The sequence below is a fragment of the Enterovibrio gelatinilyticus genome (assembly GCF_028683095.1).
In the GTDB taxonomy this organism is placed as follows: domain Bacteria; phylum Pseudomonadota; class Gammaproteobacteria; order Enterobacterales; family Vibrionaceae; genus Enterovibrio; species Enterovibrio gelatinilyticus.
In genome coordinates, this window is record NZ_JAJUBC010000009.1 from 15,423 (window position 1) to 36,424 (window position 21,002).

The window sequence follows — 21,002 nt, forward strand, 5'->3', positions numbered from 1 at the left end:
GTATCGGTTTACCGAAATAAGTTGTCTTTAAACAATCAGTTGAACTACGACACAGGTCATTTGGCGGAGGTTTTGGTGAGTGGATTTGCGAGTGGCAACAAGTGTCATACGAACTTTTCGATTGAGTACGTTTCAAGCCCCTCAACGTCGGCATACAACCTTGTTTCAGTCTCCAACTGCATACCCAGCTTTTTAATAATAACTAACGACGGAATGTTTTCTCTTAGCGCGACACCATAAATCTTTGAGAGATCGCGGCTTTTAAACGTTTCGGTTAAAACAGCCTTCGCCGACTCAAGAACAAAACCACTACCTTGATACTCAGGGAGCAGCGCATAGCGAATGTCACTATGTATTGGGTTTTCACAGTGCTCTACACCAACGTAACCCATTTTGACCGCCGGGTTGGACTTCAAACAAATCACGTACGACCCGAAGCCATGCTCCCAATGCTTTATGCGGTTTTGGACATGAAGCCTGATTTCATCATGCGTGTATGCCGCCCCTTTTGGAAGGTACTTAGTGAGATCGTCACAGCTCAATATTTGTGAATAGATATCAATGTCGTCTTCACAGATAGGCTTAAGGATTAGGTTTTTTGTTGTGATCATGGATTGCTCCATTCGATTGAAGTTAGCATGGCGGTCATTTAGTAGCCAAAACAGGTTAATTGTGGTTCGGGCGTTAGAACGGCACGTCGTCACCTTGTTTAACCAGCAGCTTGAGTTCGCCGGTTTCATGGTGGGGCAAGGTGCGGTGTTGATTAGGTGGTAGGTCGTTAAACACCGTGGCGAGTATTTGCAATATGTCGCCATGCGCCACCAGCAGGATCACTTCACCTTGATATTTCACTTCGAGCGCATTGATCAAGTTCAGTGTGCGTGCTCTAACTTGTGCGGTGCTTTCTACGCCGTTTTCATTGTTGTCCGCCGTGAGTGCATCTTTCGCCCACACTTGTTCATAGGCGGCGGAGGTCTTACCTTCCCATTCACCAAAGTAGCGCTCACGTAACCGAATGTCATATTTCGGTTCAGACATGTTTAGCGCATCAGCAACAATGGCGGCAGTTTCCTTAGTGCGCTTGAAATCCGATGCGAATATATGAGTGATGGGCGCACCTTGGTATTGCGCTGCGGCGGTTTTGGCTTGCTGCTCACCTAATGGCGACAGCCCATATTGCTCACAACCAATGGCGGGGTCACTCACCACAATGTCTGCCACATTCGCTTGGCTTTGTCCGTGTCGCATTACCAAATAGGTATTGTTGAATACCGTCATCACGATTCCTTTTTTATTGTGCTCATGCTGCCCTTTGCAAAAGGCAGCACAAGGCTAAATCAGTCGAGCCAACTTATCTATCGCTATTGCTGAGACTCCCAGCGCACCAATTCTTCATCTGACTGAAACCAGAGTTTCACATTCGCTTGCTAACAATACGCACCAGCAACACCGAAATGACCATTTGCTCATTATTGCAGGATTCCCTCACCTAAATGAGCACTTGACCATAAATATGCTCATTAATGAGCGATTGGTCAATAATTGATCTTTTTTATATTCAAATGCTCAAAAAATGTTGGCGTAATGTTAAATCTATCACTACGGTGGTTGAAGTGGCGTTGAGTGAAATAGGGAGAAACACGTCGTATGACTCTAGATTCAAAGCTCAAATCTAAAACCGAGATTCGCCGTGAACTCATCATCGAAATGACCCAAGCCAAGGGAAATGTGTCGGTGGAAATGCTCACCGAATTTCTGGGTGTGTCTGCGCAAACAGTGCGTCGAGACATTAACCAGCTTTGCGGTGATAACCTCCTTCGCCGACGCCATGGCGGTGTAGAAAGTTTTGAGCGTCAACTCAATGACCCCTATCAACAGCGAGCAGTCACCAATTCAGAAGCGAAACATGCTATTGCGCGTGCCGTTGCTGATCTTATCCCTGACGGTTCCACGGTATTTATTTCGATTGGTTCTACACCTGCGATTGTGGCTGAAGCGCTCTCCAAAAAGACCGAACTCACGGTGATGACCAACAACCTAAATGCCGCCATGACACTAAGCAACGAACCGTCTAACCGCATCATTATTCCCGGTGGCGAAGTGCGAATGCCTGACCGCGATATTTTAGGTGATGGCGTGTTGGAGTTCTTCAATAGCTACCGGGCAGAGTTTGGCATTTTTGGGGTAGCTGGCGTTTCGGAAGATGGCGGCATGTTGGATTTTCACGCGTCTGAAGTGCGCGTTCGCGAAGCCATTCGCACCCATTGCAAAACCTCAGTATTGGTGATGGACAGCACCAAACTCACACGCACCGCCCCCGCCGTGGGTGGCAGTATTTTCGATGTTGACCAGATCATCATGGATCAGCATCCCGGTGATGATTTCTCTGCGCTCAGCGAGCGTGTTGGAGATCGTCTGAAGTTAGTTGGAGGCGAGATTTAATGAACGCAGCGCCATTTGTGATTTTCGACAATATTGGTAAGCGCTGGAACGGCCAGTTGGGCGTCGAAAACATTTCGATGGAAATCCCTGAAGGGTCATTTGTAGCATTACTCGGGCCGTCAGGTTGCGGAAAATCAACCACCTTGCGCTTACTGGCAGGGCTTGAAATTCCCGATGAAGGTGAGATTCATATTGATGGTCTTGATGTGACAGAGCTAGCGCCGTCAGCAAGAAACCTGTCAATGGTGTTTCAATCTTATGCGCTGTTCCCTCACCTCTCGGTGGCAGAGAACGTGATGTTCGGCATGAAGGTACGCAAAGTCCCGACGCAAGAGCGTTTAGAGAAGCTAAAAGACGCTCTCGAAATCACGGGCTTGCTGGGCTACGAAGACAGAAAGCCCGGTGAACTCTCTGGGGGTCAACGTCAGCGCGTGGCATTGGCGCGTGCCATCGTGGCACGTCAGCCTCTGTGTTTGATGGATGAACCCCTTTCGAATCTTGATGCCAAGCTGCGCCATTCGGTGCGTAAAGACATCAAGAAACTGCAACGCGACCTCGGCATGACAGTGGTGTATGTCACCCACGATCAAACCGAAGCCATGAGCATGGCAGACATCATCATTTTGATGAAAGACGGTCACATCATGCAAACCGGTTCGCCGCGAGAACTCTATAACCAACCACAAAATACATTCGCTGCTGAGTTTATCGGTGCTCCACCTATGGCGCTGATCAAAGGCGGCGTGATTTCTGGCAGTGACCATGCCACCAAGGTTGGCCTAAGAACAGAAAACGTGCGTGTCGTAGAAGCTGGCCAAGGTCGCTTAACCTGCAAAGTGGCAGAAAGTGAATACCTTGGCGAAGAAACCCACGTGCTGTTGGAACACCCAGATGCGAAAGGTCTGGTGGTGAAAATGCAAGGTTACACGTCATTAACCGAAGGCAGCGTCGTCGACATTACATTTGACGATTCCGTACTGCACTACTTTGATGACAAAGGTAACCGAATGTCTTAGCAAAGCATGCTGAGCCGCTGTTCCCGCTTCGCTGTTCACCAAGTGTCGATGGCGATTTGGGAATCTAACTTGAGATTAATGTTCAACAAAATCAATGGTGAAACTATGAAGTTCTCTACGTTATTCAGTTGTGCCTTTGCGGGTACTTTTGCTTTAGCCACACACTCTGCCGCAGCGGTCACCGAGCTCAATATGTACTACCCCATTGCGGTAGGCGGCTCGCTCACTAAAGTGGTCGATCAGTTAGTGGATGACTTTGAAGCTCAAAACCCTGACATCAAAGTGAATGCGATTTACTCGGGTAACTATGATGACACCCGCGTTCGTGCGCTATCTGCACTTAACTCTGGCGAACCTGCACAATTGGCAGTGATGTTCTCCATTGATGTGTATGACTTGATTGACCAAGAAATCATTTCACCGTTTGATGAGGTGATTGATGGCGACGCTGACAAAGCATGGCTGGAAGGCTTCTACCCTGCTCTGATGGAAAACGGTCAAGCCGAAGGCCAAACGTGGGGCATTCCGTTCCAACGTTCTACCATTGTTGCCTACTACAACAAAGACATGTTTAGAGCCGCAGGTCTTGACCCAGAAAAGCCGCCAACAACATGGGCTGAATTGGTCGAGATGGGCAAAAAACTCACCAACGATGATACCTACGGCATCATGATCCCATCCACAGGCTACCCATACTGGATGTTCCAAGCCTTGGCGATTCAGAACGGCAAAAAGCTGATGTCTGATGATGGCTTGACCACGTATTTTGATGACAAAGACGTCGTTGATACGCTGAAATTCTGGCAGTCGCTGTCTCAAGAGCACGGCGTGATGCCAACTGGCACTGTGGAATGGGGCACGTTACGTCAGGCATTCCTTGAAGGAAATACCGCAATGATGTGGCACTCGACAGGCAATCTCACCGCAGTGAAGAATGCTGCGAAGTTTGATTTTGGTGTCGCGATGTTGCCAGGTAATGTGCGTCTTGGCTCACCAACGGGCGGCGGTAACTTCTACATTTTCAAAGACACGTCTGACAAAGAAAAATCCGCGTCACTCAAACTCATCAAATACATGACAGCCCCAGAGCAAGCAGCGAAATGGTCTATTGCGACAGGTTACATGGGCGTGTCTAAAGACGCGTATGAAACGGAAGCACTGCAAAACTACACCGTTGAATTCCCACCAGCATTGGTTGCTCGTAACCAATTGGAACATGCTGTCGCTGAGTTTTCGACGTATGAAACAGCACGTGTTCGTGAAGGCTTGAACAATGCCATTCAGTCCGCACTGACCGGAACCAAAACACCGGAAGATGCATTGGGCGAAGCGCAAAATTCAGCGGTACGTTTGCTGCGTAACTATCAATAGCTGTTAGTCAATAGTTGTTAGTTAACACGCAGTAATCAAAAGCAGTAAGCCTTAACTCAACATAAGCAATATGTACTCCCCCCACCGCATGAGTGGTGGGGGTTCGTTTCCCATACCGAGCAGTATTATGAATCATTACGCGGAAATGGAACGTCGTCGGCAACACCTATACGGGTGGTTTCTCCTCACGCCTGCGGCGATTCTATTAACACTGTTTGCGTTTTATCCCTCGTTGGCGACCTTCTGGGAAAGTTTGTTTTCTAAAGGTACACGACGCAGACCCACGGAGTTCGTCGGCTTAGAGAACTATACGGATCTGTTTAACGATCCTACGTTCTGGATTGTGGTGAAGAACAATCTATTTTACGCCGCCATGACAATTCCAATCTCCATCGCCATTGCGCTGATCATGGCGCTGTGGGCCAACTCGAAGATCTCTGGCAAAGGCTTTGTGCGAACGGCGTATTTCACGCCAACCGTCTTGCCTATGATTGCCGCCGCTAACCTATGGCTGTTTTTCTACACACCCGATCTTGGGGTGCTCGATCAAATTGGTGCGCTGTTTGGCTTTGAATCGGTCAACTGGCTAGGACGCCCTGAAACTGCCTTGTGGGCAGTGATCATTGTGACCATCTGGAAAGAAGCTGGTTTCTTCATGATTTTCTATCTGGCGGCGTTGCAGACCATACCGGCGGACTACAAAGAAGCCGCCGATATTGAAGGCACTGGCCGTTGGACATATACGCGTCGCATCGTGCTACCACTGCTGATGCCAACCACTTTGTTCATTACCGTGAATGCGATGATCAACTCAGTTAAATTGATTGACCACTTGTTCATACTGACCAAAGGCGGGCCGTCAGACGCATCCAAACTCATTCTTTACTACATCTGGGAAATGGCGTTCGCCTTCTTTGATGCGCCACATGCCGCCGCCATGACAGTGTTAGTGCTGTTAGTGCTGGGTATCGCTGCCGCCGTCCAGTTCATGTACCTAGATAAAAGGACGCATTACCAATGAAACCTGTATTTTCAATCAAGAGTATTGAGAAATACCTTGATTCGTTTGGTGCAACGCTACTTGCGGTTATCTGGATTTCGCCTTTGTTCTTCGCGTTTTGGGCTGCTTTTCACACCACGTCTGATGCGGTGAACTTCAATCTATTGTCTGCATGGACATTAGATAACTTCAGGGTGGCATGGGAGGGTGCGCCTTGGATTAAATACTTCATCAACACCTTCTTTTTGGTCACCATTGTGTTGATTGGGCAGTTTGTGATTACCACGCTAGCGGGATTTGCGTTTGCGCAGGTCTCGTTTCCCGGCAAAGATTTTGTGTTCATTCTGGTGTTACTTCAGTTGTTCATTTTGCCGGAAGTGCTGATTGTCGAAAACTACGCCGTCACATCCAAGCTCGGTTTGTTCGACACCATACTGGGTGTGGGCATGCCTTATATGGCGAGCGCATTCGGGATATTCCTGATGCGACAATCCTTCAAATCTGTGCCGTATGAATTGCATGAAGCCGCCAGTGTAGAAGGTTGCTCACTGTTCGGGATCTTGATGAAGGTGTATGTGCCATTAGCAAAACCGACATATTTGGCTTACGCACTGGTCTCTGTCTCCACGCACTGGAATAACTTCCTCTGGCCGTTGATCGTCACCAATTCAGACGACACTCGCCCATTAACTGTGGGTTTGTCGATTTTCGGCGCTCCAGAGAATGGCGTTGATATTTCGGTCATATCGGCTGCGACCATGATGTCCGTTGCACCATTGCTCATCGCGTTTTTGATTTTCCAACGTCAATTTGTGCAAGCATTCTTGCGTGCAGGCATTAAATAGGCGAACAGAGAAATAGGAGCAAGCCAAGGTGACTCGAATTATTCAGATCACAGACATTCACCTGACCGTACCGCCGCACAAGGTGTCCGGTCAGTTGAATACTCACGCGCTGTTCGAGAAAGCTATCGACAAAATTGAGCAAGATTTGCCGCTTTTCGGTGATATTGACGCCATTATCGCGACAGGAGACATCACGGATCATGGCGACGTAGAAAGCTATGAGTTGTTTAAAACTCAGATTTCTCGTTTAAATATCCCTTATTTGGTGATCCCCGGAAATCACGATTCCCGAGAGGCCATGTTAACGAGTTTTCCTGAACTGTCGGCAAGTTCAACGAACGGTGAAATCAATTGGGTAAGAAGTTTTTCTGCATTTGATGTGATTGGATTAGATACCGTCATCCCACATCAAGGTGCAGGAGCCTTGTCTCCCTCAACACTGCAATTTCTCGCGCAGGCGTTAGCGGAGAACCCCGACAAACCCGCGTTGATCGCGATGCATCATCCCCCGTTTGAATCAGGTATTTGCTTCATGGATAACATTGGCTTGAACGGCGCGGATGAAATGGAAACGCTGTTGAAGCTAACAACACGAGAAGTACGTGTGATATGTGGACATTTGCATAACAGTATTGTCTGTAGCATGGGTAATGCAACGGTGTTGTCATCCCCCGCTGTCGCCAGTAGTTTCATGACCGATCATCGTCCTAACGCACCGGTCGGTTTTACTCAAAAACCTGGTGGCTACATGCTCCACGAATGGAATAACGGCTTTCGCAGCAGCTATCTTTCGCTGTCACCGAATGGGGATTTGTATCCGTTTTGAGGTAACAAGCGGTAATTCGGAAACCAAAAAACGACGCTACTGGCGTCGTTTCTTTTCCATTGCGCTTTGATGAGGAGCCTAACCTGACCGCCACGATCGAACTGGTGTTAGCTGTTGCTGTTGCAGTTGCAGTTGCAGTTAGAAGCTGGTACTAGGTGTCATCATCAACTCAAAGAATCAGCCCTGCTTGGCCTCGAAGGTTATAGAGGATGGTTTCCGCCACATCATCATCACCGCTGTGAAGGCGGGAGAACAGTTCACTTAGCAACACTGCCGTAAAATACTCTTCGTTCGCTGGCTCAATGTCGGACAAGGTTAAATCCGAGCTCTCTAGCTCAGCTTTCGCGGCACTGACTCGCTGATGGATAATCGCCTTCACGTCGTTGAGCATCTGTTCTTGCTGCAATTCGAGGATCTCTGAAATCTTGCCAAGCTCAGCTTCACTCAGTTCTTGTTCATCTCTCATGGCGAATCCTCTTATTCGTTAGACCGTTTTAATGCTAAATCCCACTTGCTCTGGAGATGCTCCATCGCTTCTTGGCGACTATATCGGTTTTCTTTGCGCTGAAAATGCAGTCAGACTCTAGCATCTGCTTCACTAGATAGGTTACATCATCTTCAACCTGCATGGATTATTGTTCATGGTTGTCAGCAAATGACACACTGCTCATCATCAACATGCCAGCTATAACTCACCTGATAGATATTTGCCCACGTAGGTTGAACACGCGGCGAAATACATCGGCCTCTAATCCTCACAAATCTCTATCAATCAACTCTCAATGCACTCTCAATACCTCATAAAATCTCTCAATATCTGAACAATTCAAAATTCGCGTCATCTTTTCGAATCCCATCCGTTCTTTTTATGTTCAATGCATAGAAGATGATGGGAAGCAATTCATGATGAAACTCGGTTTAGCGCCAATGTCTGGACTTACCTTGTTGGTGCTATCAATGAATGTCGTCGCCAACGACAAATACGACGACTACGGCTTTGTCGGTGGCAGTGTTACGGTGGGAGAGTCCGTTTTTTCCAATGACGGGTCAAAAGGCGGTGTAGAACCCAATATTTTCTACAACGGTGAATATGGGTTTATTGATGGCAGTTTGTTGAATTATTCCGTGTTGCCTTGGGTTGGTATTTCAGGTCAGTGGCGATTTGCCGAAGTCTCTGATGATTTCGATGATATTCCAAATGGCATTAACGATCGCGACGGTAACGGCGAATTAGGCGTCACCATAGGCACTGTCGGCGCTCGGCTAACCTACCTGCATGATGTTACCGACGAGCATAGTGGCTTCGAAGTGCAACTGCATTTAGGACGAGCGTTCGATACCCCTTTTGACAATTTCACCCTTTCTCCGTATGTCGAGGTGGATTATCGCGACGCCAAATTATCGAATCATTTATACAGTGTGTCAGCCAATGAAAGCCGAACATCCGGTCTTGCTGACTTCGAAGCAGACAGCACTTGGGTCTACAAGTCTGGATTGATCGGTATCTACGACTTCTCTGATGAATTTATCGGCTTGTCCAAATTAGAGCTCGAACACCACGACAGTGAAAGCCCGCTGGTACAGCAAGATCTCGGCTGGCAATTCAGCATTGGCGCGGCGTATAAGTTTTAGCAAAAGACTTCTTTTTCTATTCAGGCTCTCTTTTATGAACCCTGCTATGTTATTTAAATGTAGCTAAAGCACGTTTTTGACAAACGGTATGTGAAAGAATCCTCACTCTGAGGCTAATTTTAGAGGTCTAAGTCATGGAAGAAAAATGCGTATCTAAATCTATCCAAATCATCGGCGTGCCAGTGGATTTGGGTGCTTCACGCAGAGGCACTGATGGGGGTGTTTCAGCCGTTCGTATCGCGGGACTAGGTGAGCAGCTCAAGAAGATGGGTTTTCACATCTCGCAAGAAGTCGATATAAATGTACCTTCCCAAGAATCTCGTCCTGCAGAAACGGGCGGCAACATGCGGTTTCGAAATGAAATCCTGCAAGTTTGTCGCGATCTTGCCATCGCAACCAATAATGCGCTCACCAACGGCGACATTCCTTTGGTGGTGGGTGGCGACCACTCTATCGCGATGGGATCCATCTCTGGCATCGCGGACTTTTACCAAAAGAAAAACCAAAACATCGGCTTGGTTTGGTTTGATGCACACGCCGACATGAACATTCCCGGTATTTCTCCTTCTGGCAATGTTCACGGTATGCCGCTTTCACACTTACTGGGCTATGGAGACAAAGACTTCACTAGCATCATGAGCGAAAACCCTAAGATAAAGCCTGAAAACGTGGCACTTGTAGGGGTCAGAGACATTGATGAGAAAGAAAGAGAGCTCATCAAACAATCCGGCGTGAAGGTTTATAGCATGCGTGATATCGACGAATTAGGCATGAGTCGAGTCAGTGATGAAATCATCGAGATTGTCACCAAAGACACGGTCGGTTTCCACGTGAGCTTTGATGTGGATGGGTGTGACCCTGAGTTCATCCCAGGATCTGGCACGCTCGTTCCCGGCGGCGTCACCTATCGTGAAGCGCATTTGCTGTTGGAGAAATGTGCCGAAACCAACCTAATTACTTCCGTGGATCTTGTCGAGCTCAATCCCTTCCTAGATAAAGGAAACATCTCTGCAGAACGTGCGGTCTCTTTGATGCTGAGTGCGTTTGGAAGAAGTGTTATCTAGTCCTAAAACAACAGCGCGAGGATAACCCTCGTGCTGATTTCAATTGCACACTTAACCTTTCACTCTTTCTACAATGTGTTCCGCCAGTATCTGGGAAGCATCGAGCTTAGGCAGTCCGGTTTTCAATTTTCCCGCAATCACGGATAATTCCGTGCAGGCAATAAGTAAACAGGCCGCGCCCTGATCTTCTAAATCTTCTGCCGCTAAGTTGAACGCATCTGTCATTTCCTTGGTATGCGTATTCGCTTTCACGGCGCGAATAAGCGCCATGAGCGCCTCTTGTCGATCATTGTCAGGAAACACAGTATCAACACCCCAAGCGGCAAATGCTGGTGCATAGAGTTGGGTGATTTGTAAGGCACTTGAACCCAATATCCCCACCCTCTTGAAATCTGGGTAAAGTCGATGAATCTTTTCAGCAGACAGTTCCAAAATATTAAGCACTGGCACTGACACCGCTTGCGACACCTCACCATAAAACATATGAGCGGTATTACAGGGGATCACCAAAATGTCGGCGCCACCGCCCTCCAATCCAAGCGCCATTTTCACCATGTGAGGTGCGGGGGATTTCCCCTTATTTTCAATAAGATATTGAATGCGAGAAGGTGTTTTGGGGTCGTTATCAACCAGCAGACGTATGTGGTCTGCATCATCATTCGCGGGCGTCGCTTTGATTATACGACGCATCAAATCAACCGTGGCTTCTGGACCCATACCGCCTAGGATCCCTACGGTCATTTCCTTACTGCTCACTACCTTCCCCCTCTAATATCCCATCATATTCGGTAACCAGAGCACAGTGTCTGGGAAGTAACTCATGATGAATACCACAAGAATTTCAACCAGTACGAAAGGCAATGCCTTAACCGATATCTCTTCGATGGTGACTTTGGCGATACTAGAACTGATAAACATATTTTCGCCAAGAGGCGGCGTTGAAAATCCAATTTCACAACAACACACCAAGACCACACCAAAGTGGATTGGGTCAACGCCAAACTGAACCATTACAGGTAATAGCACTGGCGTGACAATCATGATGGTGGCAAGCGTCTCCATGAACATGCCGATTAATATCAAAAACAGAATAACCACCAACCAGATCAGCGCGAGGCTGTCTGTCATCGACAGTAACGCATTTGCTATCTCAGTAGGCGTATCATTTTCGACAAGAATGCGACCAAATGCGGTGGCGGCGAACATAATGATGAGAACACGGCCTGTTAACCATGTGGTCGAACTCAGGGATCCTTTCAATCCGTCTAGTGTCAGTTCTTTGTGAATGAACTTGCCGACAAACAAGGTGTAGAACACTGAAACCACAGCCGCTTCTGTTGGGGTAAAGAGGCCTGAATATATGCCACCGAGAATCACAAAAGGCGCAAGAATAGACCAAATACCGTCTTTGCAGGCTTTACGCAGTTCACCGGGTTCTTGATTGGGTGCGCCAACGTACCCTTTCTTTTTACTGATGACATAGTTTGTCATCATCAAACCACCGGCTAGCATGATTCCCGGAATCACGCCTGCAATGAACAATTTCCCGATCGACTCACTCGCTGTAACGCCATAGATCACCATGGGAATACTCGGCGGTATCACCACGCCAAGACCACCGGAAGACGCCGTTAGCGCGGCGGCATACCCTCGGTTGTAGCCTTTATCAACCAGTGCGGGGATCATCAACATGCCCACCGCTGCGGTAGTTGCGGGGCCAGAGCCTGAAATCGCGCCAAAGAACATACTGGCGAGAATGGCTGAAAAACCAAGCCCACCTGCCATTGGTCCTGCCATCAATTCAGCAATATGAACAAGACGCTTGGATATACCCGACGCCTGCATGAGTGCGCCAGAAAGAATAAACGCGGGAAGCGCCATAATAGGAAACGAATCGACGGCGTTCCATGCGGTTTGTACCAGAGAGACATAGTCATCACCGGATAACAAGTACACCAACATGGCGGAGCCACCTAGCGCAATCACGATGGGAGCGCCGATAAAGAGAAGCCCAAAGAATGAGCCGAAAAGAACTAACGATGCCGACATGACGGCTCCTTTTCTAATTGGTGACAACACTCCGTGCTGCCTGCCCTGTGGCCACGAACATCACAACCCAAGCGGTGATTGACTCGCATTAATAGCTAATAGCGATTGGGCGTAGTGAAGCAGCCCATTAACGCATCAGTCTGCTTGTGGATCATCCATATCTTTGAATTCATAACCTTTCACCAATTTGAGGTAATTGACCTGAATAATTCGAATGGACGTCAGGGTGAACGAAATCGGGAAGATCCAATAAAGGAACGCCATTGACCAGTCGAGAGCGGGAGACAGAAAAGGGTATTCCATCAAACTTTCAATCACTTCGATGCTTTTGATGGTCATCATGGTGTTGAAAGCAATCCAAAGCATGTCCGCTATAAGTTCAATGCCTTGCCGCACTTTCACTGGCAACAGTTTAAGGTGAAAGGTCACACGATTATGGGCGGAAAGACGGGCTGCATAGGAAGCGCCCAAAAACACGAACCATACAAAAGCAAAGCGAGATAGCTCTTCGCTCCAAGGAATGCCGTAATTGAAAGCCACCCGCATAATGACTTGGATAAACAGTAAGGTGACAAATAGACACAGCAGCGCTTGACACGCATAGCTTTCAAATTTGTCCAATTTTCGTAATACGCTTTGCATGACAGCGCCCTTTTGTACAAGGTTAAAAAGCGCGACCATTGTTTGATCGCCCTTTTTAGGGGAAGTTTTTTGACTCCCCGAGAGGTTGCTTCTGCTGCCTTTGAGTCAGCTCATCACAAACACAGCGTCAGCCGCTACTGCTGCAATTTTTCCAGCACGTCGTCAAAGCTTTCTTTACCGCCTATATCGTCATAAAACTCAGGCCAAACTTTCTCTTTCGCCAACGCAATCCATTTGTCTTCATCTTCCAAGGTGGAAACTTCAACACCATTCGCGATCATGTTTTGCTTGGCATTCTCAGCTTCCGTCATTTGGAAAACCAACGCGTATTGCTGCGCTTCCAAGCCCGCTCGATTCAAAATCGCACGTTGCTCGTCGCTCAGTTTACCCATGGTTCGATTTCCTATCAGAAGCGGTTGCAAAGAATACTGATGATGCACTTCCGTTAAGTACGGCTGCACTTCATAGAACTTCATGGTGTTGTTCACGATGTACGGATTGTCCTGTCCGTCTACAACCTTCTGTTGCAATGCCGTGAAGGTTTCTGTCCATGCCATCGCGATTGGATTCGCACCAAACACTTCCCACGATTTCAACATAATGCTGTTTTGCGGAACCCTCACTTTTAGGCCTTTTACGTCTTCAAGATTTTTAACAGGGCGTTTTGAATTGGTCAGATGGCGGAAGTTAGAATACGTCCAGCCTAAAATGTTAACCCCAGCTTCATTTATCGCGAGTTCGTTCCAATACTCTCCCAGCTCTCCCGTGGTAATAAGCACAGCGTCAGAAGAGTTAGTGATCAAATAAGGCATGGTCAATGCACCCAGCTTTTTAGAAAACGGGGTCACGTTGCCAATTCCAACCAATGCCATGTCCAATGAACCTAAACGGGTGTTTTGCACCATTTCGGTTTCACTGCCCAATGCTCCACCTGGATACAGTTTGATTTTGATATCACCGCCCGAATAGAACTCTACCAACTCCTGAAATCGAATTGCATACGCGCCCTGATCAGATTCAATCGGGTCGCCCATTCCTACTTTCATGGTTTTGGCGCTTGCAAGAACGGGGAGAGCCAAGATGGAAATGGCTGCAAACTTTGCCAACTGCTTTAATTTCATACCCTTTACCTCTTAATCGATAACATCCGTGAATGCTTATGTACTCGTGTACCTAAGGATTTGCCTATACAAGATTTTCGTTGCTCGGTGTTGCCACACTTCTGTGTTGCTGGTTTTCTGGTAGTAAAATTTCCTGGCGTTGCTGATTGCTATGTCGCTGCTGTATCCGACTGGAATTAGATATCTACAACGTATCGAGCACCTCTGAGATCACCTGAGCGATACTGTCTGCATCAGATCGGTTAAAGGTGAGCGGGATTCGCATATCGAACAGAGACGCGAGAACGCGCTCGGTGCTGGGAAGCGGCGTTAGCTGTTCCAAGTACTCCCAATGGTTATATTTACTGCTGTAACCTGAGGGCTGACTGTCTCCCACCCATTTCACACTTACTCCACGAGCCGCACAGCCAACCACAACCTTGGTTAATTGGTTTTTGGGGACATTCGGAAGAGAGAATTGAATTGAGCTCCCGACAAAATGCTCGCTCGGGGAACGGTCGGTTAAACGCAACCCTTCAATCGATGAAAGTGCTTTTTCCATGGCACGATAAAGTTCATTCCAACGCTCACACTGTGCATCTAACGCGGCTAACTGTGGGCGCAGTATCGCGGCACGAAGGTTATCCATTCTTCCGCTGAAGTTGGGCGTCCCTTTAGCAATGTCTTTAAAGGTTTCAATGGGCGGCAATGTGGAGTGTTGGTCAAACAACATATATGAACCTGAATAGATAATGGCTTTCGCCATCACTTCATCATTGTTGGTGACCAGAAACCCACCTTCGCCAGAGTTGATATGTTTGTAAGTCTGTGTGCTAAAGCACGACACTAGCCCAAACGTGCCGCTCTTCTTACCATTCCAATCTGCACCCATGGTATGGGCACAGTCTTCAATCAATACCACACCACCTTGTTCGCAAATTGCCATGATGGCATCCATGTCAGCAATGTGGCCGCGCATGTGGGAAAGCAACAGAAACCGAGCACCAGACAACGTAATCTTGTCTGCTAAGTCTTCAAGATCGATAGTCAGATCGTCTGTTGTTTCAACCAACACAGGGACACCACCAGCATTGTTGATTGCGCCCGGAACAGGAGCCAACGTGAAGGCATTGCACAGCACGCCATCACCCTGTTTCACTCCCGCACACAACAAGGCGATATAAAGGGAATAGCCACCAGACGCGCAACTTAAGCAGTACTTCACGCCAAGATATTGAGCGAACTGTTTGTCGAGCAAGTCAGCCTCACTCAGCTCTCCATTTACCGTGTTGTAGCGGTGAAGCCGCCCTGTACGCATCACTTCTACTGCACTGGCAATCGCACTTTCAGAGATAGGCATTTGCTGAGTAAACGATTTTTTGAACGTGTGCATTTTCGTTTTCCTCGCGGCTCGCGTGTCATCAACGCGATCTAAGTCGAACCTATGCATGACGGAAGAATCAGTCATAGCGTTTTTGTTGATAGACCTCGAAATCCCATTCGGTATCAGGGAAATATTTGGTTAAGCGCCAGTCACAGGCTCGTGCATGACCTTCCATACCCTCTGTACGCGAAATACGAGAACCTGCAGTGCTAAACATAAGGTTCGCTTCAACGCTCAATTCTTGAGTGGTCAGGATTTTCAGAAACTTCTGAACGTTCAATCCGCCGCTGTAACGCGCGGCTTTTTTGGTCGGTAAGATATGGTTGGTTCCTGAGCACTTATCGCCATGAGTCACGGTGCTGCCTTCACCCAAGAACAACGATCCATAGTTAGTGAGATTGTCTTTCCACCAATCGAGGTCAGCAGCTTGAACTTGAACGTGCTCACACGCCCATTCATCGCTGACTTTGGCGGCCTCTTCTCTATCTTCAAACACCATGACAACGCCATAGTCTCGCCACGCGGCTTCACACACTTCTGCATTTGGCATATCTGCAATCACATGTGGCATCAACGCAATGACCTTCTCGCCTAGCGATTTGCTGGTGGTAAACAACCAGACAGGGGAATTCGGACCATGTTCAGCTTGCGAAACCAAATCCACGGCAATGGTCATTGGGTCTGCAGTCTCATCCGCGATCACCGCAGATTCTGTCGGCCCTGCAAACACATCGATACCCACTTCGCCAAACAGCAAGCGCTTGGCTTCAGCAACGTACGCATTTCCTGGGCCAACAAGGATATCGGCCGACTTTCCGGTGTATAAGCCAAATGCCATGGTGGCAATAGCATGCACGCCGCCCATTTCGAGAATGATGTCTGCACCAGCAAGATCCATGGCGTATACCACTGCGGGGTTAATTGAATCACCGCGAGGTGGAGAACACGCAACCACCGTCGGCACACCCGCCGCTTTCGCCGTTGCGACACTCATTAGTGCAGAGGCTGCATGGGCGTAGCGTCCACCGGGTACATAACAGCCTGCGCAATCTACGGGGATCACGCGTTGGCTCAGTTTCACGCCTTCTTCGGTTTCAATTTCAAATGCTTGTAAGCTTGCTCGCTGCGCTTCAGCAAAGCGTCGAACTTGTCGGTATGCAAAGTCGATATCGTCTTTTACTCGCTGTGGCACAGATGCAATAAGCGTCGCCCTCTTTTCATCTGATAAGACAAAATCACCCTGCCAGTTATCAAAGTGTTTGGCGTACTCTTCTACGGCACTGGTGCCTTCGCGTCGGATCTTCGCCAGCATGTCTTTCACCACCTGCTGGATGCGCTCATCATCCGTTTGCACGTCAGCCTCACGCTCACCCCGTTTTAGATATTCCATTGTTTTTACTCACCGAAATCCAAAGTTAGCCTTGGCGAGCAGGTAAGCTCGCTCCGAGAAGGGTCAGCTAGCCACAGGGCTAGCTGAGTGGCTTAGCAGTACGCGTCAAAACCAAATGCGTCGCGGTAGCCCGGCAGAGCTTGCGCACCACCAGTGTGAAGGAACACAACGTTCTCGCCTTCTTTGAATTGGCCTTTACGGATCAGGTCTATCAAGCCTGCACCGCCTTTTCCTGAGTAAACGGGATCCAATAAAATGCCTTCGTGCTTCGCGAATAATGAAATGGCTTCAATCGTGCTTTCTGCAGGAATACCGTAGCCTTCGCCGACGTAATCACAGTTAGCGACCACACTTTCACGCGGCACAGCACCTGGGATACCTAGTAGATCGCAAGTACGCTCGGCCAGCGCAAACACGTTATTTTCTTGTTGCTCTTTCGGCACACGCACACCAATACCTAGCAGCGGAATGAGGCTGTTTGATGCACATAGGCCTGTCACCAGCCCCGCTTGCGTACCGGCAGAACCTGTGGCGTGAACGAGGTGGTCAATTTTCAAGCTTCGGTCATTCGCTTGAGTGAGCAATTCCAACGCGCAGTTCACATAGCCCAGTGCACCAATCGGGTTAGAACCCCCGCCAGGAATGATGTACGGCTTTTTGCCTTCCGCACGCATCGTCGCTGCCACATCTTCCATAGCTGCATTCATGTCGGTCGCTGCCGGGTATTTTTGCAGTGAAGAACCAAACAATTGGTTCAACATGACGTTTCCGTTGAACACGTAATCTGGATCGTCAGATCCCGTGCGATCTTCAAGCAAGATGTGGCAAGCCATGCCGCATTTCGCAGCAATAGCGGCGGTTTGACGAGCATGGTTTGATTGTGTGGCACCTTGAGTGATGATGGTGTCAGCACCTTGTGCCACGGCATCCGCCATCAAAAACTCCAGCTTACGTGTTTTGTTTCCCCCGCCAGCCAAGCCAGTGCAGTCATCACGTTTAATCCACAACGTGGGGCCACCCAACGCTTTTGACAGGTTCGGCATTGGTTCTAACGGCGTAGCAAGATGAGCGAAATGAAGACGCGGGAAACGGGCAAGATGCATGAGTTATATCCTTATCAAGTGGTCTTTTAATGGGCTGTCTAAGCATCAACTTAGAAGCTTTTGCAATGATTACAGCCTGTGAGACGACAATCTTTTTCGCCAATACCTATATTGAACAAACGCCGGTTACTTTTCGGCATAACTGTTCTAGCAGGACGCTAAAGGATTGAATTCATGGAATTGAAATGGCTTGAGGATTTTATTGCGCTGAGTGAGAACGGAAGTTTCTCCAAAGCAGCTAACGCAAGATATGTGACTCAACCTGCATTTAGTCGGCGTATACGTTCACTGGAAAATTGGCTTGGCATTGTCTTAGTGAATCGTGATGCACTCCCCACGAGCTTGACCGACGCTGGCACTGAATTTGTCGAAGAAGCTCAACGGCTGATCAATGACATCACGGAAGTGAGAAATCGACTTCAGCAACGAAAGAACCCTCACTCACTGATTTTTCTGGCTCAACATTCAACGGCTGTTTCCTTTTTTCCCGCATGGATTCAAACCTTAAGCCCGTTAGTTGCGGATGCCGTGGTAAAGCTAGTGCCGGGAAATATACATAATCTCAACGAAGCCTTCTTAGCTGGGTCTGGCGATTTTCTTTTAACGTTCGCTTCGCAGGCATTAGATAGCCCGCAAATGAAGAAAAAAAGCCAATCCATTCAGGTGGGACGCGATCGTCTTATTCCTGTATCTGCACCGGATGAACATGGAGATCCCTTGCATCGATTCAACAATGGAGTGCCCTGCCGTTTGCTCGCTTTTCCCGAGGAAACGTATCTCGGTGGGCTAATCAAGAAGTCGGCCATAAGCTCGATTCCCTCACATTATCAGTATGATGTGGTGTGTGAAAACGAAATGGCGGAAGGGTTAAAAGCAATGGCAACACAAGGGTTTGGCGCAACATGGTTACCATCAAGTTTGGTCAAACAAGAGTTGGAAGAAAAACGACTCGTCGAATTGGATGCAGCGTTGCCAAGAATAGACTTACGCATCTTACTCTATCGCAATCGGCATAGCGTAAAAGCTGAAGTGGAAAGGTTTTGGATCTATCTCAATGAGCTTTATGGCAAGGAATAGTGGCGATCGCTCTCGTCACTGCTCTTCACTCTCACCATTCGCCGTCACTACTTAGTATTGAAGAACTCGGTGAGCACTGTATGGGTGATCAAATGTGTCAATTCAGGGTACGCTTGAATGTGCTCACGGATTTCATTTAACCGTGCCATGTTTGGGACTTCGACGTACAACATCATGTCGGTTTCACCACTAATAGCATGACACCATTTGACGCCATCTAACGTATAGATATCAGCAGCGTAAGACTCACAATGATGCCCATTGGATGACGTATCAAACTTCAAGGCCAAATAGGCGGTGACACCTTGAACCGTCTCTTCTTCGGCAATGTCCGCATGATAGCCAAGGATGATTTTATCCTGCTCCATTTTTCGAATTCTGGCGGTGACGGCAGATCGCGAGAGGCTAACATCTCGTGCTATCTCACTGACGGTTCGACGGGCGTCAACGCGCAATATGTTTAAGATCTGCTTATCAAATTTGTCCATTGCTTATCTCTATACTTCCATTTCTTCGTTGCTAACTGCCAATCCCATTGGCATGTCTATCTGGATAGTTATCACGCCTAACACTTTATCGCTAGACACGCTCTGCTGCTCGCAAAATTGTTCAGATAACACTGAGAGTTCGCGAAAAACCGTCACATTGTCACCTTTAATGCAGAAAACCGTTAATTTGACGCTTAACAAAGACACTTTGAGCGATGCTTTTTCAGCCTGTCCGCTTTAATCTTGGCGTGTAATCCATTCCGCTGCACATAGAAGTGACGATGAATCAGCTTAGAAAAGAAATCACCCTGTTATCTGGTATCGGGCAACTCTCCACCACTCTGTTAGGCACAGGCCTGTTTATGATCCCTGCCATTGCGGCTGGCATCGCGGGTGAGCTGTCATTGTGGGCGTGGCTATTACTGTTTGTCGCCATTTGTCCGATCGCGCTGACCTTTGCACAACTTGGAAAACGTTACCCCAATGCTGGCGGAACCGCCTATTTTGTCCGTCAGGCATTCAACCCTCGCTTAGAGCGCAGCGTCGCTTGGCTTTTTGTTAGCGTTATTCCTGTTGGTGTCCCTGCCGCCATTGCGTTAGCTGCTGGTTTTTTACAACAACTGCTGCCCGATGGGTTAAATAACTTTCTACTTGCACAGTTGATCACCGTTGTGTTGCTGATTGGCGTGAACCTGATGGGCGCTAAGTCTTCAGGCCAACTCCAAACTGTTATCGCAATCAGCATCTTCGCGCTTGTGGGTGCATTTTTATGGCGCGGTGAAGTGGGTACCGCTGACTTAACGATGCCTGTACTCACCAGCGATTCCATCTGGCCAATCGGCGCGGCGTTAGGCGTGATGTTTTGGTGCTTTGTTGGCATTGAGGCTTTTGCTCACATGGGGGAGGAATTTAAAAACCCACAGCGCGATTTTCCCATCGCGATTATCGTGGGTTGCTTTGTCGCAGGCGCTACCTATTGGGCAACGTCAGTCGTCATCCTCAAGTTCCATGCTTATGGCAGTGTGGAATTTGACAGTGCCTCCATTCCTTTTTTGAGCGAACAGCTCTTTGGTCCTAGTTTTAAGTTGCTGGTCAGCGTGGTGGGATTTTCTGCCTGCTTCGCCAGCGTGAATCTCTATACACAGAGCCTTTCACGTATGGTGTGGGCGCAAGCACGTGAATACAAACCCGCGGGGAAAATGGCTAAAGTATCCGCACGAGGTGTACCGATAAACGCCACTCTGGGAGTAGGTGCCGTTCTGGCTATTTCATGTGTCTTTGGTGAACTGTCTGGGCTGAATTTGGAATTTTTCCTTAAGCTCGCCAACAGCATTTTTGTACTGGTGTATTTGATGGCAATGTTAGCCGCTTTCAAACTGCTCCAAGGCGCATCTAAGTGGCTCGCCGCTTTATCTCTGGTGCTATGTACTTTTGTATTTATCTGTTTGGGCTGGTCAATGCTCTATGCCCTCACGATATTTGGTTTGCTCATGCTGCAAGGGAAAAAGCACAATCGCAAAGCCGTTAACTTGTAACCTGATGCATATAAACTTTTGCATCAAAACATTCGCTT

General features: G+C 48.1%; 22 protein-coding genes. 10 read left to right on the top strand and 12 right to left on the bottom strand.

The genetic code is table 11. The annotated features are described in order from the left end of the window. Positions 1-104: 104 nt before the first annotated feature. The gene (locus tag LRP50_RS09350) at positions 105-611 is read right to left on the bottom strand and encodes a GNAT family N-acetyltransferase (RefSeq protein WP_274164199.1); all 507 of its coding nucleotides are present in this window, start codon (positions 609-611) and stop codon (positions 105-107) included. Positions 612-684: 73 nt separating this feature from the next. Next, positions 685-1,278, bottom strand: coding sequence for a histidine phosphatase family protein (locus tag LRP50_RS09355; RefSeq protein WP_274164200.1), 594 nt, complete (start codon positions 1,276-1,278; stop codon positions 685-687). Positions 1,279-1,647: 369 nt separating this feature from the next. Between LRP50_RS09355 and LRP50_RS09360 the strand changes: the two genes are divergently transcribed. The 6 genes from LRP50_RS09360 (at position 1,648) to LRP50_RS09385 (ending at position 7,500) form a co-directional block, all read left to right on the top strand. Continuing rightward, a complete protein-coding gene (locus LRP50_RS09360) occupies positions 1,648-2,442 on the top strand; it encodes a DeoR/GlpR family DNA-binding transcription regulator (RefSeq protein ID WP_274164201.1) in 795 nt (264 codons plus the stop codon). Beyond that, a complete protein-coding gene (locus LRP50_RS09365) occupies positions 2,442-3,458 on the top strand; it encodes an ABC transporter ATP-binding protein (protein ID WP_274164202.1) in 1,017 nt (338 codons plus the stop codon). Before LRP50_RS09360 ends, LRP50_RS09365 begins: the two co-directional genes overlap by 1 nt. Before the next feature lie 105 nt (positions 3,459-3,563). Then, entirely contained in the window at positions 3,564-4,829 is a 1,266-nt protein-coding gene (locus LRP50_RS09370) for an ABC transporter substrate-binding protein (protein WP_274164203.1), read from the top strand. A gap of 127 nt (positions 4,830-4,956) precedes the next feature. Continuing rightward, positions 4,957-5,850 (top strand): carbohydrate ABC transporter permease, encoded by an 894-nt coding sequence (locus LRP50_RS09375; protein WP_274164204.1) that lies wholly within the window; start codon positions 4,957-4,959, stop codon positions 5,848-5,850. Further along, entirely contained in the window at positions 5,847-6,674 is an 828-nt protein-coding gene (locus LRP50_RS09380) for a carbohydrate ABC transporter permease (protein WP_274164205.1), read from the top strand. Before LRP50_RS09375 ends, LRP50_RS09380 begins: the two co-directional genes overlap by 4 nt. Positions 6,675-6,702: 28 nt before the next feature. Beyond that, positions 6,703-7,500, top strand: a complete 798-nt coding sequence (locus LRP50_RS09385) for a phosphodiesterase (RefSeq protein ID WP_274164206.1) — start codon at positions 6,703-6,705, stop codon at positions 7,498-7,500. A 169-nt stretch (positions 7,501-7,669) separates the two neighbouring features. Here LRP50_RS09385 and LRP50_RS09390 read toward each other — a convergent pair whose 3' ends face one another. Further along, positions 7,670-7,966 (bottom strand): hypothetical protein, encoded by a 297-nt coding sequence (locus tag LRP50_RS09390; RefSeq protein ID WP_274164207.1) that lies wholly within the window; start codon positions 7,964-7,966, stop codon positions 7,670-7,672. Between the two features lie 437 nt (positions 7,967-8,403). On the opposite strand from LRP50_RS09390, the gene LRP50_RS09395 reads away from it, so the two are divergent. Continuing rightward, positions 8,404-9,132: a MipA/OmpV family protein gene (locus LRP50_RS09395; protein WP_274164208.1), complete on the top strand. Its 729-nt coding sequence runs from the start codon at positions 8,404-8,406 to the stop codon at positions 9,130-9,132. A 134-nt stretch (positions 9,133-9,266) separates the two neighbouring features. Continuing rightward, positions 9,267-10,196 (top strand): arginase, encoded by a 930-nt coding sequence (gene rocF / locus LRP50_RS09400; protein ID WP_274164209.1) that lies wholly within the window; start codon positions 9,267-9,269, stop codon positions 10,194-10,196. A 51-nt stretch (positions 10,197-10,247) separates the two neighbouring features. Here the strand turns inward: rocF and cuyB are convergent, their stop codons facing one another. From cuyB to cuyA, 7 genes are all read right to left on the bottom strand, one after another. After that, a complete protein-coding gene (gene cuyB, locus LRP50_RS09405; RefSeq protein WP_274164210.1) occupies positions 10,248-10,952 on the bottom strand; it encodes a cysteate racemase in 705 nt (234 codons plus the stop codon). A gap of 12 nt (positions 10,953-10,964) precedes the next feature. Further along, on the bottom strand, positions 10,965-12,245 hold the full coding sequence (locus LRP50_RS09410) for a TRAP transporter large permease (RefSeq protein ID WP_274164211.1): 1,281 nt from the start codon (positions 12,243-12,245) through the stop codon (positions 10,965-10,967). Between the two features lie 135 nt (positions 12,246-12,380). Continuing rightward, entirely contained in the window at positions 12,381-12,887 is a 507-nt protein-coding gene (locus LRP50_RS09415) for a TRAP transporter small permease (RefSeq protein ID WP_274164212.1), read from the bottom strand. 134 nt (positions 12,888-13,021) lie between these two features. Further along, positions 13,022-14,008 carry a TRAP transporter substrate-binding protein gene (locus LRP50_RS09420; protein WP_274164213.1) on the bottom strand — a complete coding sequence of 329 codons (987 nt, stop codon included), beginning with the start codon at positions 14,006-14,008 and terminating at the stop codon, positions 13,022-13,024. A gap of 184 nt (positions 14,009-14,192) precedes the next feature. Next, positions 14,193-15,380 (bottom strand): DegT/DnrJ/EryC1/StrS family aminotransferase, encoded by a 1,188-nt coding sequence (locus LRP50_RS09425; RefSeq protein ID WP_274164214.1) that lies wholly within the window; start codon positions 15,378-15,380, stop codon positions 14,193-14,195. Between the two features lie 67 nt (positions 15,381-15,447). Beyond that, positions 15,448-16,761 (bottom strand): histidinol dehydrogenase, encoded by a 1,314-nt coding sequence (hisD, locus tag LRP50_RS09430; protein WP_274164215.1) that lies wholly within the window; start codon positions 16,759-16,761, stop codon positions 15,448-15,450. A 92-nt stretch (positions 16,762-16,853) separates the two neighbouring features. After that, the gene (gene cuyA, locus LRP50_RS09435) at positions 16,854-17,864 is read right to left on the bottom strand and encodes a D-cysteate sulfo-lyase (protein WP_274164216.1); all 1,011 of its coding nucleotides are present in this window, start codon (positions 17,862-17,864) and stop codon (positions 16,854-16,856) included. Between the two features lie 174 nt (positions 17,865-18,038). Between cuyA and LRP50_RS09440 the strand changes: the two genes are divergently transcribed. Further along, on the top strand, positions 18,039-18,941 hold the full coding sequence (locus tag LRP50_RS09440) for a LysR family transcriptional regulator (RefSeq protein WP_274164217.1): 903 nt from the start codon (positions 18,039-18,041) through the stop codon (positions 18,939-18,941). A gap of 47 nt (positions 18,942-18,988) precedes the next feature. Here the strand turns inward: LRP50_RS09440 and LRP50_RS09445 are convergent, their stop codons facing one another. Both LRP50_RS09445 and LRP50_RS09450 read right to left on the bottom strand, forming a co-directional pair. Then, positions 18,989-19,429 carry an Lrp/AsnC family transcriptional regulator gene (locus LRP50_RS09445; protein WP_274164218.1) on the bottom strand — a complete coding sequence of 147 codons (441 nt, stop codon included), beginning with the start codon at positions 19,427-19,429 and terminating at the stop codon, positions 18,989-18,991. A gap of 9 nt (positions 19,430-19,438) precedes the next feature. Further along, a complete protein-coding gene (locus tag LRP50_RS09450) occupies positions 19,439-19,585 on the bottom strand; it encodes a hypothetical protein (RefSeq protein ID WP_274164219.1) in 147 nt (48 codons plus the stop codon). A 125-nt stretch (positions 19,586-19,710) separates the two neighbouring features. Between LRP50_RS09450 and yjeH the strand changes: the two genes are divergently transcribed. Next, complete coding sequence (gene yjeH, locus LRP50_RS09455; RefSeq protein WP_274164220.1) at positions 19,711-20,964, top strand: L-methionine/branched-chain amino acid transporter; 1,254 nt, start codon at positions 19,711-19,713, stop codon at positions 20,962-20,964. Positions 20,965-21,002 lie beyond the last annotated feature (38 nt).

Bases quoted from the DNA above. Each gene is read 5' to 3' on its own strand.
- LRP50_RS09350 (WP_274164199.1), bottom strand. From the start codon at position 611: ATGATCACAACAAAAAACCTAATCCTTAAGCCTATCTGTGAAGACGAC.
- LRP50_RS09355 (WP_274164200.1), bottom strand. From the start codon at position 1,278: ATGACGGTATTCAACAATACCTATTTGGTAATGCGACACGGACAAAGC.
- LRP50_RS09360 (WP_274164201.1), top strand. From the start codon at position 1,648: ATGACTCTAGATTCAAAGCTCAAATCTAAAACCGAGATTCGCCGTGAA.
- LRP50_RS09365 (WP_274164202.1), top strand. From the start codon at position 2,442: ATGAACGCAGCGCCATTTGTGATTTTCGACAATATTGGTAAGCGCTGG.
- LRP50_RS09370 (WP_274164203.1), top strand. From the start codon at position 3,564: ATGAAGTTCTCTACGTTATTCAGTTGTGCCTTTGCGGGTACTTTTGCT.
- LRP50_RS09375 (WP_274164204.1), top strand. From the start codon at position 4,957: ATGAATCATTACGCGGAAATGGAACGTCGTCGGCAACACCTATACGGG.
- LRP50_RS09380 (WP_274164205.1), top strand. From the start codon at position 5,847: ATGAAACCTGTATTTTCAATCAAGAGTATTGAGAAATACCTTGATTCG.
- LRP50_RS09390 (WP_274164207.1), bottom strand. From the start codon at position 7,966: ATGAGAGATGAACAAGAACTGAGTGAAGCTGAGCTTGGCAAGATTTCA.
- LRP50_RS09395 (WP_274164208.1), top strand. From the start codon at position 8,404: ATGATGAAACTCGGTTTAGCGCCAATGTCTGGACTTACCTTGTTGGTG.
- rocF (WP_274164209.1), top strand. From the start codon at position 9,267: ATGGAAGAAAAATGCGTATCTAAATCTATCCAAATCATCGGCGTGCCA.
- LRP50_RS09410 (WP_274164211.1), bottom strand. From the start codon at position 12,245: ATGTCGGCATCGTTAGTTCTTTTCGGCTCATTCTTTGGGCTTCTCTTT.
- LRP50_RS09415 (WP_274164212.1), bottom strand. From the start codon at position 12,887: ATGCAAAGCGTATTACGAAAATTGGACAAATTTGAAAGCTATGCGTGT.
- LRP50_RS09420 (WP_274164213.1), bottom strand. From the start codon at position 14,008: ATGAAATTAAAGCAGTTGGCAAAGTTTGCAGCCATTTCCATCTTGGCT.
- LRP50_RS09425 (WP_274164214.1), bottom strand. From the start codon at position 15,380: ATGCACACGTTCAAAAAATCGTTTACTCAGCAAATGCCTATCTCTGAA.
- hisD (WP_274164215.1), bottom strand. From the start codon at position 16,761: ATGGAATATCTAAAACGGGGTGAGCGTGAGGCTGACGTGCAAACGGAT.
- cuyA (WP_274164216.1), bottom strand. From the start codon at position 17,864: ATGCATCTTGCCCGTTTCCCGCGTCTTCATTTCGCTCATCTTGCTACG.
- LRP50_RS09440 (WP_274164217.1), top strand. From the start codon at position 18,039: ATGGAATTGAAATGGCTTGAGGATTTTATTGCGCTGAGTGAGAACGGA.
- LRP50_RS09445 (WP_274164218.1), bottom strand. From the start codon at position 19,429: ATGGACAAATTTGATAAGCAGATCTTAAACATATTGCGCGTTGACGCC.
- yjeH (WP_274164220.1), top strand. From the start codon at position 19,711: ATGAATCAGCTTAGAAAAGAAATCACCCTGTTATCTGGTATCGGGCAA.